Source organism: Allobosea sp. 67-29 (genome assembly GCF_001898115.1).
In the GTDB taxonomy this organism is placed as follows: domain Bacteria; phylum Pseudomonadota; class Alphaproteobacteria; order Rhizobiales; family Beijerinckiaceae; genus Allobosea.
This window is the reverse complement of the sequence record NZ_MKSQ01000020.1, coordinates 38,382-50,587: the sequence shown is the minus strand read 5'-3', so window position 1 is coordinate 50,587 and position 12,206 is coordinate 38,382. Positions and strand designations below refer to the sequence as shown.

Genomic DNA, 12,206 nt, shown 5'->3' with positions numbered 1-12,206 from the left:
CCTTCGCGACAGACTCTACCCATTCATGGAGGAAGATCAGGGTCTCAGGTCAGCTCAGATTGTCTAACGTCGCAGCGGCTCCAAGTCTGCGATCGAGATCGAGAATCTCTTGGCGTCGCGGCCTGCCGACTGGCGCACCTGGGACGGGCGAGCAATTCTCGTGCTCTGCGAACTCCGATGACACCAACTCGAACAGGCGCAGCCAATCTCCGTTACCGGCGCCCCCTTTGAGATCCTCACCTCGGATTAAACCGACAGCCTCGACAGCCGTCGCCCAAGTGTGTTGAAGTTGCGTTCTAACCTGCACTTCGATCCGGCGCCCCGAGAAGTGCTCTACCTCCCCGCTGCCGGTGAATTTGAGCTTGAGGTGATGGCTGCGGTAACCGCCTGGCTTCGGTTCTGCGATGTAGTTGTTCTGGTCAAAGATTATGTGGCGGCAACTGTCACCGTAGGCGTTCACGAGTCGTTGCACGTCCTCCATCCGCGGCAGGATTGCTCGGCAACCACCCAGGTCTTGAATCGCTTCCAGTCCGATATTGATTTTCCGGAGCTTCTTCCGGATGGACGTCATGCGCTTTAGTCGGGCTGCGCTGATTCCAGAGGTCTGTTTGAGACCGAGCTTCCTGACCTTCGCGATTAACTCAGCGTGTATGCGGCGCATCGGCGCCGCATGTGAGTCGGGCCAACTATTCGCGACAGCAAAGGCATGACGAATTTCGTCCTGTGTTTCAGTATTCCAGACAAGATCACCGGCGAGTTTTCTGCCTGCTCGGCCGACATCCTTCTTGCTGTAGACGAAAAGTGGATAGGCGACCATGAGAGGTTCACTGAGAAACAGACAGGGGCGGACGCTCATTATTTAGGCTGCCCCTGCGTCGCCCGGCAACATGCTGTCGCAAATGTCCACAGGCACAAATTATCGCGAGAAGCGTATCCTTTCTTCGACTACCCGGAGGCTGATGCTCCGAATGTCAGCCAAGGGCCGATTGTGTTGAAGAAGTGGGCGTTGCTACGAGACTGAAGTCCTGATTCAGTTGTCCTTGGGAGGGGCGGCCGATGATGGGCGAACGAACAGTGGCGCAGGAGGCGCTGTTCTACGAGTTCAGCCTGGAGCGGCATGTCCCGCCTCAGCACCTGCTGCGCGCGATCGACCGCTTCGTCGACCTGTCCGGCGTCCGCGCGCATCTGCGTCCGTTCTACAGCGACACCGGCCGCCCCTCGATCGATCCGGAGCTGATGATCCGGATGCTGATCGTCGGCTACTGCTTCGGCATCCGCTCCGAGCGCAGGCTCTGCGACGAGGTCCATCTGAACCTCGCCTATCGGTGGTTTTGCCGGCTCGGGCTCGATGGTGATGTGCCCGATCACTCAACCTTCTCGAAGAACCGGCACGGCCGCTTCCGCGACAGCGATCTGCTGCGCGAAGTGTTCGAGACGACGGTTCGGCGCTGCATGGCGGAAGGGCTGGTCGGCGGCGAGGGCTTCGCGGTCGACGCCAGCCTGATCAAGGCAGACGCCAACCGTCAAGACGGCGTGCCCGGCAAGGACGGTTTGCCTCCCGAGGTCTCGCACCATGCCGTGCGCGAGTATCTCGCCGTGTTGGACGATGCCGCCTTCGGCGCGGCGACCCCGGTCGTGCCGAAGTTCATCTCGCCGGCCGCCCCGGCAGCGCGCTGGACCGCGGCCCATGGCGGGCAGGCCTTCTTCGCTTATGCGACCAACTATCTGATCGACCTGAAGCATGCCGTCATCATGGACGTGGAGGCGACCACGGCCGTGCGCCAGGCCGAGGTCGGGGCTGCGCGAACCATGGTCGAGCGGACGCAGGACCGCTTCGGCACCTGGCCCGAGAAACTGGTGGCGGATGCCGGCTACGGCTCGGCCGAGAACCTCGCCTGGCTGGTGCATGAGCGCGGGATCGAGCCGCATATCCCGGTCTTCGACAGATCGCAGCGCCGTGACGGCTCCTTCAGCCGCTCTGACTTCGCTTACGACCATGAGGGCGATCTTTACATCTGCCCGGGCGGCAAGGAGCTTCGACAGTTCCGTCGCGCCTTCGCGGTGCCGCGTGACGGCGTCGATCGCGAGGGCCTCATGCGCTACCGGGCCATGAAGCGTGACTGCGACGCCTGCTCCTTGAAGCCGCGGTGCTGTCCGAAAGACCCAGCCCGCAAGGTCCTCCGCTCCATCCATGAAGGCGCCCGCGACATGGCGCGTGACATCGCCGCCACCGATGCCTACGCAACCTCACGACGCGAGCGGAAGAAGGTCGAAATGCTCTTCGCCCATCTGAAACGCATCCTCAAACTCGATCGTTTGCGGCTGCGAGGACCTTGTGGCGCACGCGACGAGTTCCTCCTCGCAGCCACCGCCCAGAACCTCAGGAAAATGGCAAAGCTGATGCCGATGGGAGCGCCGCCCCAGCCGGCATGAGGGGCGAGCGCCCTCTCACCGATCACCCTGCCTTCGTCGATAGCCGACCCGGCGCCCACTTCTTCAACACAATCGGCCGCGAGCGAACGTGATATTTGCTCACGGAGCCTTCTTTCCATCCTTGTCGAACTGCTTGAGGAAAGCGGTCAGGTCTTTGATCTCCTGATCATTCTTTATCCCGGCGAACACCATCTTGGTTCCTGGAATCCTGGCCTTCGGATCCTTGATGTAGACGGCGAATGTCGCCTCGTCCCAGGTGATGCCCGAGTTCTTGTTGGCGCTCGAATAGCTGTAGCCCTCGACTGATCCGGAATGCCGGCCGAACAACCCGTTGAGTTCTGGCCCGACGCCGTTCTTCGCGGTTTCACCTATCTGGTGGCAGGCACGGCATTTGTTCCAGGAGCGCTCGCCCGCCGAAATGTCCTGGGCAAAGGCAACGGACGGCGAAGCTGCGAGCAAGGCAAGCACAGGCCAGAGGCGATTCATGGTCGATGGATCTCCGATGATGAAAGGGTCAGATGGCGAAAGCGCCACGAAGCGGATGAAACAGGATCACGTCTCCGGGACGAACGCCGCCGTTCTCCGCAGCGATCTCGGCCAAACCGTCGGCTTCAGCGAGGGGTTGCAACCGGGCAGAGCCGCCCCGGCCAAAGATTTCGACGCCAAGGCCCTCGGGACCGTCGACGAGTTTGACCGGAACGAACTCAGTTCGGCCTGCGCGGCGAGCAAAGGCTGACTTGCTCGGTAAGGGAAAGCCGAGCCGCCGTGGAAGCTCCCGCCCCTCAAGGGAGCAAGTCATCGTTCGGCCCAGCAGCAGCCAGCAGACTAGGCTCGAAACCGGATTTCCGGGCAGGCCCAGGTACGCCGCGGTACGGATGCGACCGACGACGGCGGGCTTGCCGGGCTTCAAGGCGATCTTGAGGGTTTCGCCGCTGCCTCCTGCCCGCTCCAGCGCTTCAAGTGCATGGTCCTCCTCGCCGAGGGAGGCGCCCCCGCTGGTGATTACGAGGTCGGCTCGCTCGGCCGCACACTGAAGTCGATCGGCGATCATTTCAGGGCGGTCAGGAACCCAGCCACCGTCGATTGGCACCAGGCCTGATTGCTCGATCAAGGCGAGCAGCATTGGCCGGTTGGAATCATAGATCGCGCTGGGTTCGAGTGCGTCAGCGGCCTGTCGGAGCTCGTCTCCCGTCGAGATCACGGCCACACGCGGCCGTGCGCGTACCTTGAAGGTGCCGATGCCCTGCGCGGCGGCAAGGGCGACATGGCGGGCATCGAGACGCTCGCCCACTTGGAGAAGGGTCTCAAGCGGTTGAACGTCCTCGCCCTTGATCCGGATATTGTCTCCCGCCCGGATCGGGCGACGCAGGACGATGACATCGCCATCGCGATCGACATGCTCTTGCATGACGACGGCGTCGGCCCCCTCGGGAATCGGGGCTCCGGTGAATAGCCGGGTCGCTTGGCCACGAGCGATCTTGCCCCCGCGACTGCCAGCGGGAACACGACCGACGACCTGAATGCGGGCTCCGACCGCAATCCCGTCACGCGCCACCACGGCATAACCGTCCATGGCGGACTGGGTGAAGGGCGGAGTCGCGACCAACGCCACAACGGGCTCGGCAAGCGTACGGCCCGTCGCCTGCGCGACCGGGACAATGTCGGCCTCGATCAACGGCGCGGCATAGGCCGATGCGCGAGCGCATGCTTCCGGGATCGAGAGAGTGACGGAAGCATGATCGACGGCTGGAGCCGCGAGCAATGCTTCCGCCGCAACAGGAGCGGTCATGGGCAACCTGCGAGCTGGAAGCGACGGGAAATGAGCGGGTCGCGCATGCGTCCGACCCGCTCATCGTGACGACGTCAGACCGCGTATTCGCGGCTCTTGAAGGACAGATGCCTGGTATTCTCCGGCGCGCTCGCGATCTTCCGGATGTTGCCCCAGGTCTGCTTGTAGTTCGGGATCACGAACTCATTGACGCCTGGCGAGACGACATTGCCTTGGACGCCAGTGGGAAACGCGAACAGCATGAAGGCCTGCTTTCGCTTCGCCGAAGGCGTCGGATAGGCCATGGCCTGCGTCGAGCCATTGTCATTGTAGACCTCGACGAGATCCCCGTCCTTGAGACCGAGCTCGGTCATGTCGGCTGGGTTCAGCTCGATGAAGGGATACGGCTGGGCGTCCATGACGAAGTCGTTCTTCTGGTCGAGATAGGCGCTCTGCCAGATCAGGTTGGCCCGCCCATTGTTTATCAGGAACGGGAATTTGTCCTTCTCGGCCTGCTTGCCGGCAGCCTGGAGACCACGCCACTGCGTCTCCATGAAGGTCGCCTTGCCGTCTTTGCCGCCGAATTTACCGTCAGCGAAAAGCCGCTTCGTGCCAATGATCTTGCCGTCCGCGAAGCCGGTCGCCGGCTCCTGGAAGCCATTCGTGCCCATCGCCTTCAGGCGAGCATAGGTGACGTGCTCTCCGCCCTTCTCATGGGCATGATAGCCGTCCATGAAAGCGTCTTCCTCGGTTTTCCAATCGAAGCCTTTGAAGTTGTCGGCGACCTGGGCCATGCCGATCTCCCGGAAGACGCGCTCCATGTTGTTGGCGATGCGGGCCGCGATCAGACAATCGGGCATCGCCTGTCCAGGCGGGTCCATGTAGCGCTCGACGAGGCGCATACGACGCTCGCCATTCATGGAGGTCAGGTTCATTTCGCCGGAGGTCGCGGCCGGGAGCCAGACATGCGACGCCTGCCCGATCTGGCTCGGTATGATGTCCATATCGACCGAGAACAGGCCGCCCTTCTTGATCGCCTCGACGATGGCGTTGACCAGCGCCGTACGGTCACCGAACGGGACCGAGTCCATGGCCTCCTTCACCAGGTCAGTGCGCTTCTTGTAGGTTCTCTTGAACTGGTAGGCATTGAGCGTCGTCTTGTAGTGGTCGCACCCCCAGATGTGGTGAACGCCCCCCTTGCCCTCGATCAGGAGCTTGTCGACGTATGCCGCCGGGCGACCGACATGGGCATCGGACGGACGCGAGTAGCCTTCCTGGTGGCCGCCCAGACGCACGCAGCCACCTCCCGGCCGACCGATGTTGCCGGTGGCGAGAGCGACATTCACGAGCGCGCCGTTGGTGCGGTAGTTGTCATTGCCCCAGATCAGGCCCTTCTCGTAGGCGAACATGGTGCGGCGACGCGCATTGCCTTCCTTTGGCGACGCGATCCATTCCGCCGACTGGCGGATCTGGTCGACGGTAAGACCGGTCAGAGCGGCAGCTTGCTCCAAGGTCGTCTTGTTGGCCGCGACCATCTTGTCGAAGCCGTTGGTCGAGGCGGCAATCAGTGCCCGGTCGAGCCAACCCTTCTCGGCGATGTACGTCATCCAGGCATTGAACAGCGCAAGATCGCTGCCCGAGTTGATGGCCAGGTGCATCACCCGGTCCTTGCCGGCCTCCACCTCGCAGGCGTTGACCGTGACGGTGCGCCGCGGATCGATGATAACGATCCGCGCAGGGGGATGAGCCTCATTCGGAAGCTCGGCGCGCTTCTTGTCCATCGACGTGCCACGCAGGTTCGGCACCCAATGGTTCAGGAAATAGTTGGTTTGGGTCTCCAGCGGATTGGCGCCCACCACGACGATCGTGTCGGCGAGCTCCGCATCCTCGTAGCAGTTGTTGAGCTCGCCGATGCCCATGTCGCGCGTGGCGTGGACCTCGGAATTGTAGGCGGGCCGGTTGTGGATCCGGATATTCTTCACCTTCATGGCGCCGAAATAGAGCTTGCCGGTGCCCCAGGTGTTCTCGTAGCCGCCCCCGGCGCCGCCATGGTCGAAAGCGGAGACGAAAAGCCCGTCCTCGCCCTGATCCTTGACGATCTGGCACGTGACCCGGGCCACGAGATCGAGCGCATCATCCCAGGACGTCGGCGACATCGCGCCGTAGCGCCAGACCATCGGGTGCGTGAGGCGCTGCTGCTGTGTCGAACGCGCCTCCGAGAATGAAGTCTCCGCCATGCGGGCGCCGCGAACCGAGCCGAGGCCCGAATTCACCACGCAGTTCTTGTCCGGCATGATGACCAAGTGGACGTCCTTACCGTCCTGCTTGACGATGTTGTACATCGACGGCGAATACCAGGCGCTGCTGTCGGCCCCTTGCTGCTGGGCAAGGTCGACCTTGAACTTGTTCTGACTCGGATCCGTGCCGCCCTGCCGATTGATGTCCCAGGTGTAGGCCTTGTAGCCGCATCCGACGATGCAGAAATGGCAGGTGACGTTGTGCTCCTTGGCGTCCGCGGGGACGATGGGGAGGCGATCGATCTGACGCTTATAGGTCATGGCCTTCTCCCTCAGAGCACGTTGGACAGGCGGCCGTAGAGCAGCTCGTCGAGCCCCTCAGCCACGATGTCGCCATTGGCTTCGACCCGCAGCGCATATTGCGGCAGGTTCTGGGTCGACTGCCCCCAAACCTGCTGGCCGCCAGCCTCGCAATCGAAGCGGGAGTAATGCCCGGGGCAGTTCAGCGTCTTGTCGGTCGCGTTGAACGCGAGCGGAAAGCCCTTGTGCGGGCAGACGGTCGAGAAGCCGACGATATCGCCGTCAGGGCCGACGCCTCCCGGAACGCGCTTGCCGAGCTTGATCAGCACGCCCGGCGCATCATCATCGGGATAGGCAACATCCTTCGGCTCGTTGACCTTGAGCTCTGCGACAGTTCCGAGCTTGTTGGCGGGATACTCGACCAGCGCGGCAGCGGGTTTTGCCTGAGCCGGCGCGGAAACGATCGTCGTCGCAGCGGCGCCTGCCGCGGCGAACCCCGCTCCTGACAGGAACCGGCGGCGGCCGAGATCGACCATCAGATCGCACTTCTTCATTGAGGTTCCTCCAGCCAGCTTCTCGTGAGCGGTAGGAGGTGATTGCAGGCCCCGTGCCAGGGCTCAGAAGGCCGAAGTCCTTAACAAAAACAGTGGCCTAAGGATCATGGTCGATCTGAGCATGTTCGAATTCTCGAACATGCTGCGGTTGCGAAAGTAAGGAAATCCAGACCCTGCAATCAGCGCGAAGAGTTCGTCGGCTGCTCGCCGTCGTCGCGACCGAAAGAAATCTCGAAATCCCGCCATTTGAGCCGCCGCAGGCGCATGGCAAGCACGAGCCCGAGGACCCCGATCAAGCTCAACACGGTCGGAGTGGCGACAATCGCAGTGAGGGCATCCATGCTTGGCATCGCGCTTCTCACTCGTCCAGGTCCGTGGTCTCAACGACCAGATGCGGGCGATCGAGTTTCGCCAGGATCGCTTCGGCCGCCTTCTTCGTGTCGAAAACAATTGTAACCGGCCCACCGGGCTGAAGCGTTCCCCGCTCTCGCTCATACTCATCGAGACTGTCCGTCCGACAGACCCCGGCGCTATCGACGATCACATAGCGGCCGATCCTGTGGCGGGGATCAGTCGTCCCGACCGCATAATTGGCGAAGCCGAGCATCGGCAACATGGCCATGCTCGCCGCCGTTTCCGCGTTGCGGAAGCCGTCGCTACCGAGCGGCGTGGCGGCGACCCGAAGTCCGATCCCCGCATCCGAAAAGGACTTGAGCGCGAGCATATGGCTCAGGTCTTCGAATGTGTACCTGCTGTGCTTTCCATCGTCCCGCGAGGCCAAATAGCCGCGTCGCTTCCAATCACGCTGCAACTCGACCGAAACGCCGGTCGCACGCGCCGCTTCACCAGGCGTGTACTCGGTCGAGATATATCGGACCGTCCGGCGTCGAGAGCTCATGCATTGCAATCCGTGAGATGCCCCACGAATACCGCAAAGACAAAACCGTGTCAAAGACCACGGTTTATCTGCAGTCTCAATCTCTCGCGGATCCCAGGCCGTACCGTCTCATCTTTTCCCAAAGTGTGGTCCGGGAGACCCCAAGTGCCTTCGCGGTAGCAAGCACTGCTCCATCGTTTTCAGAGAGAACACGGGCAATATGGCGCCGCTCGGCTTCGTCGCGAATGCCCTCCAACCCCTCCCGCTGAGACGGTTTGAAGGCAGTTTCGAGATCAGGAAACAGATCACCCGGCATCAGCAACGGTCCGTCGCTCAGAGCAACCGCACGTTCCACCCGGTTGCGGAGCTCGCGCACATTGCCAGGCCAACTATGGGCGAGCGCAGCTTCCAGGGTCAGCGCGCTGGCACCTTGAACGCGCTCTCCCATCTCGCTCGCGAATTCCGCCACGAAGCGATTGATCAGCCAGATCACGTCTTCATTTCGATCGCGCAGCGGTGGAACGGGAACATGCACGACATTGATGCGATAGAGGAGGTCTTCGCGGAATGTCCCTTCCCTCACCTTCCGATGCAGGTCTGCATTGGTGGCACAAACTACTCTTGCCCTGAACGGAACGATCTGCTCGCCACCCACCCGGCTGAAATTGCGATCCTCCAGAAGCCGCAGGAGCTTTGCCTGAAGCTTCGGCGCGAGATCGCCGATCTCGTCGAGAAACAGGGTTCCCGCACCAGCCCGCTCAGCGTAGCCAAGATGGCGGGCGTGAGCGCCCGAGAAAGAGCCCTTCTCATGCCCGAAGAGCTCGCTCTCCATGAGGTCCGACGGAATAGCGGCGCAGTTCACGGCCATGAACGGCCCGGCTGTCCCACGGGACGCATGTAGCAACCGGGCGCAAACCTCCTTGCCGCACCCGGTCTCACCCGTGAGCAGGACCGGAGCGCTGACCCTGGCCAGTCGCATGAGAGTGCTTTCGAGCGCGCGCATTGCAGGCGATACGCCGAGAAGCCCCTCGCCCTCCGGCTCAGCCGGATCAACCAAGGTCTCCAAGCGCTCAAGGAATACCGACATCTCGAAGGGCTTTGTGACGTAATCCGCCGCGCCACACCGCATCAACCGCACCGCCTGATCAATCTCTCCGAAGGCCGTCATAAACAGGAATGGGGGAGCTCGTTCGGACTTCACGGTCTCAAGGAAGATCTCCTCGCCATTGCCGTCTGGCAGCTTGAGATCGCAGATCACCGCCTGCGGCCGGCGCTTCGAGAGTCCCTGCACAGCCTCCGCTTTGGTCTTCCACCAGGTGACATCGGCACCTTCAATGGCGAGCCTCTGGACAAGAGATTCCCCCATGATCGGATCGTCCTCGATCAAGCCGATGGCGCAACGTTCAAGCGACATCGCGAAGCTCCTCTTTTGCGCGCAGGGGGATTGTCATGCGGATCAAGGCACCTCCAAGCGGTGACCTGGCGATCACCACCTGACCTCCCATCTCCTCGAGGAGACGACGCGTGACCCATAATCCGAGCCCCGCCCCTTCACCGAACGGAACTGGGCTGCTGGTCTCACCGGCAAGAACGGCATAGGCATCGGGGCTGAAGCCGGGCCCCTGATCGTGGACTTCCAGCAGCAAATGATCGCCTTCTATCGCGCAGATTACTGAAAGCTGGCCGCCAGGTGGGCTTACACCGATCGCATTGAGCAACAGGTTCAACGCGATTTGACGGAACGCAGTCGCCTCGATTGGCAACTCGCCCTGGATCGTGTTTTGCCAATCCAGTGTCAATGTGCGCCGGGCAATCTCTGGCCGAACGAGCAATCGCAGATCATCGAGGTCATTTGCGGCCAGATGGCGTGGATCGCGATCGGCACGATATGCCGCCAGCGTCGAGCGGACGACGTCCCGGATTCCCTTGAGGCCGCGTTCAATCAAATCGAGCGAGATCGATCGAACCTTCGGCTTGTCGCCATGGCGCTTCAACGTGTCGATCGCGTTGAACAGGCCGCCGAGAGGGTTGTTGATCTCATGGGCCATGCCGGAGGCCAGGCGTCCGAGACTGGCCAGCCGCTCCTCATTCGCCAGCTCTTTGGCAATCGCCTCGCGCTCGTTGACTGCACGCGCCATCGCGTTGAAGCGGATGAACAGGCGTCTGAACTCGCGGGTCGACGCGACGATTTCGTCTTTAGGAATCGGCTGTACCGGCCCCGAGACGCTGAGATCGAGGTGCCTCGATAGGGTGCCAAGCGGCCCGAGCATGCGCCTGATGATCCAGTAGCCTAAGGCGGCCAGCAGCAAGGCGATTGCAGCGTTTGTGGCGACCAGGGTTCGGAGGACCTCGCCGCGCTCGCGCAGCAGGTGGGAGATATCATAGTCAACATAGATCTCGCCGATGCGGCGATCCTGGTAGAGCAAAGGCCTCCGCGCGAAAGCGCGCCCCTTGCCAGTGTCGACGAAAAGCAGCGCGTCGCCATCGAATGCACGATCTCGTTCAGATTGCCGACTGAGCACAGGCGCTTGCCGGGGATCGCTTGCGGCAAGCGTTTCTCCCTTGCTGTCGACGACCACGATGCTCGCGCGGCCGAAGCCACCTTCGAGCGTCGCTCCCCTCTCGATAATGTCGAAGATCTCCCAGATATCCTCCCGCAAGACATGCGGGATGACTGCCGAGGCCAGGCCGTTGAGGTAGATCGTCGACATCGCCGCGAGCTGTCGCTCCTGAGTCTCGCGCAGTCGCGTCAGCACGACATTGGTTAGTACGATACTGACCACCACCATGAAAACTGCGACGAGAACAGGCGCCTTGAAAGCCAGCGGCCAGCGCCGCGGATCAAGCGAAGCTCGCCTCATCCGAGTGCCCTCACCAAATCCACGCGGGCCGCGATGCTGTCGAAAAGCGCAGGCTCCCCAGGCGTGAAACCATCGAGCCTCAGAAGAGCCAAAACGTCCCGACCCGTCTGATCAGCTGGCATTTCGATCAATGCCCGCCGCAGGCGCGCAATCCCGTCACTCCTGACGTTCGGGGTGGACGTCGCGATGGGCGGGAAGCCCATCCAGGCAGAGCGCCAGGCAGGCCTAGTTTGCCGTGTCAGCTCCGGCTCGGTCTCCGTCATCACCTCCCAGACGTATCCATCCACGCTACCCGATTGAGCCAGGCCCGCGGCTACCGCGCGAACAACGTTTCGATGCCCGTACGTGAAGAAGGTTCGCCGAAAGAAATCCTGGGGCTTGGCTCTACGCTCCGCCAACAATGCCCGTGTCACGAGATATCCCGAGTTGGAGTCTGGGTCAGAGAACGCGTGAATGTCTCCGCGTAGATCGGCGATCGAGCTCGCATCGCGATCAGCACCAACAAGAAGATAGGACTGATAGGTCGGTTTGCCGCGCCAGACGGGGACAGCCACCAGTTCGAGCTCACGACGATAGGCCACGAAGGGAAACCCGCAGATCCAGGCGGCGTCGAGCAGCCCTGAGATCAGCTGCGACGTAATCTCCTGATAGGTCCGCTTCAAAACAAGCTGGACCTCCATGTTCATGGCGGTCGAGAGATACCGCTGCAGCGCTTCGAGCAGTTCGAGATCGGAGGTCAGAAACACCGGTGTCAGGCCGAAGCGGAATGGTTGTTGAGCTCGGAGCACAGAAGGCGCGGCGAGAGTTGAGCTTACACCAATCAAGACGGCTCGACGCGTGAGAGCGCGGCGTTTGACGGCTGGACCTGAGAGCCGGCCGACCCTCGATGTCACGGCAAACCTCCCAGATTTTGCTTATTTTATTTCAATCTGGTCCCTCGCTGGACCCCAGTCAAATAGCTTCGGCATCTCGATGATCGTCGAATTGTCGCCTTCAAGATTCTCTCTGTTGATAGCCTCGCGCTGCGAGCTAGGCGTTCGCGCCACTATCGTAGACCCCGCACTACTCCCGTCGCGCGTTGCCAGATCGCCCCGGTTGCGCCGTCCTGCGACGCGAGTTCCTCGAGGTCGAAAAACCCTTTTGCTTCCGGGCACCCTGCTCCGAGCACCAGCGTCG

The 12,206-nt window shown here is 61.9% G+C and carries 11 protein-coding genes; 1 reads left to right on the top strand and 10 read right to left on the bottom strand.

The genetic code is table 11. The features are described from left to right. Positions 1–49: 49 nt before the first annotated feature. Complete coding sequence (locus tag BGO20_RS15685; RefSeq protein WP_291665145.1) at positions 50–817, bottom strand: RelA/SpoT domain-containing protein; 768 nt, start codon at positions 815–817, stop codon at positions 50–52. 239 nt (positions 818–1,056) lie between these two features. Between BGO20_RS15685 and BGO20_RS15680 the strand changes: the two genes are divergently transcribed. Continuing rightward, the gene (locus BGO20_RS15680; protein WP_291665144.1) at positions 1,057–2,433 is read left to right on the top strand and encodes a transposase; all 1,377 of its coding nucleotides are present in this window, start codon (positions 1,057–1,059) and stop codon (positions 2,431–2,433) included. A gap of 99 nt (positions 2,434–2,532) precedes the next feature. On the opposite strand, the gene BGO20_RS15675 is transcribed toward BGO20_RS15680, so the two are convergent. From BGO20_RS15675 to BGO20_RS15635, 9 genes are all read right to left on the bottom strand, one after another. Further along, a complete protein-coding gene (locus tag BGO20_RS15675) occupies positions 2,533–2,919 on the bottom strand; it encodes a c-type cytochrome (protein WP_089174908.1) in 387 nt (128 codons plus the stop codon). Positions 2,920–2,947: 28 nt separating this feature from the next. Further along, positions 2,948–4,222, bottom strand: a complete 1,275-nt coding sequence (locus BGO20_RS15670) for a molybdopterin molybdotransferase MoeA (RefSeq protein ID WP_291665142.1) — start codon at positions 4,220–4,222, stop codon at positions 2,948–2,950. A 74-nt stretch (positions 4,223–4,296) separates the two neighbouring features. Beyond that, the gene (locus BGO20_RS15665; RefSeq protein WP_089174906.1) at positions 4,297–6,759 is read right to left on the bottom strand and encodes an arsenate reductase (azurin) large subunit; all 2,463 of its coding nucleotides are present in this window, start codon (positions 6,757–6,759) and stop codon (positions 4,297–4,299) included. 11 nt (positions 6,760–6,770) lie between these two features. Beyond that, entirely contained in the window at positions 6,771–7,292 is a 522-nt protein-coding gene (locus tag BGO20_RS15660) for an arsenate reductase (azurin) small subunit (protein ID WP_089174905.1), read from the bottom strand. 179 nt (positions 7,293–7,471) lie between these two features. Further along, positions 7,472–7,633, bottom strand: a complete 162-nt coding sequence (locus tag BGO20_RS15655) for a hypothetical protein (protein WP_291665139.1) — start codon at positions 7,631–7,633, stop codon at positions 7,472–7,474. A gap of 17 nt (positions 7,634–7,650) precedes the next feature. Further along, positions 7,651–8,190, bottom strand: coding sequence for a MerR family transcriptional regulator (locus BGO20_RS15650; RefSeq protein ID WP_157733016.1), 540 nt, complete (start codon positions 8,188–8,190; stop codon positions 7,651–7,653). A gap of 76 nt (positions 8,191–8,266) precedes the next feature. Continuing rightward, positions 8,267–9,583 carry a sigma-54-dependent transcriptional regulator gene (locus BGO20_RS15645; RefSeq protein ID WP_089174903.1) on the bottom strand — a complete coding sequence of 439 codons (1,317 nt, stop codon included), beginning with the start codon at positions 9,581–9,583 and terminating at the stop codon, positions 8,267–8,269. Beyond that, positions 9,573–11,030, bottom strand: coding sequence for a sensor histidine kinase (locus BGO20_RS15640; RefSeq protein ID WP_089174902.1), 1,458 nt, complete (start codon positions 11,028–11,030; stop codon positions 9,573–9,575). Before BGO20_RS15640 ends, BGO20_RS15645 begins: the two co-directional genes overlap by 11 nt. Next, complete coding sequence (locus BGO20_RS15635; RefSeq protein WP_349236645.1) at positions 11,027–11,818, bottom strand: substrate-binding domain-containing protein; 792 nt, start codon at positions 11,816–11,818, stop codon at positions 11,027–11,029. Before BGO20_RS15635 ends, BGO20_RS15640 begins: the two co-directional genes overlap by 4 nt. Positions 11,819–12,206 lie beyond the last annotated feature (388 nt).

Coding starts and splice junctions, on each gene's coding strand:
- BGO20_RS15660 (WP_089174905.1), bottom strand. CDS start 7,292: ATGAAGAAGTGCGATCTGATGGTCGATCTCGGCCGCCGCCGGTTCCTG.
- BGO20_RS15680 (WP_291665144.1), top strand. CDS start 1,057: ATGATGGGCGAACGAACAGTGGCGCAGGAGGCGCTGTTCTACGAGTTC.
- BGO20_RS15655 (WP_291665139.1), bottom strand. CDS start 7,633: ATGGATGCCCTCACTGCGATTGTCGCCACTCCGACCGTGTTGAGCTTG.
- BGO20_RS15670 (WP_291665142.1), bottom strand. CDS start 4,222: ATGACCGCTCCTGTTGCGGCGGAAGCATTGCTCGCGGCTCCAGCCGTC.
- BGO20_RS15645 (WP_089174903.1), bottom strand. CDS start 9,583: ATGTCGCTTGAACGTTGCGCCATCGGCTTGATCGAGGACGATCCGATC.
- BGO20_RS15665 (WP_089174906.1), bottom strand. CDS start 6,759: ATGACCTATAAGCGTCAGATCGATCGCCTCCCCATCGTCCCCGCGGAC.
- BGO20_RS15685 (WP_291665145.1), bottom strand. CDS start 817: ATGGTCGCCTATCCACTTTTCGTCTACAGCAAGAAGGATGTCGGCCGA.
- BGO20_RS15675 (WP_089174908.1), bottom strand. CDS start 2,919: ATGAATCGCCTCTGGCCTGTGCTTGCCTTGCTCGCAGCTTCGCCGTCC.
- BGO20_RS15650 (WP_157733016.1), bottom strand. CDS start 8,190: ATGAGCTCTCGACGCCGGACGGTCCGATATATCTCGACCGAGTACACG.
- BGO20_RS15640 (WP_089174902.1), bottom strand. CDS start 11,030: ATGAGGCGAGCTTCGCTTGATCCGCGGCGCTGGCCGCTGGCTTTCAAG.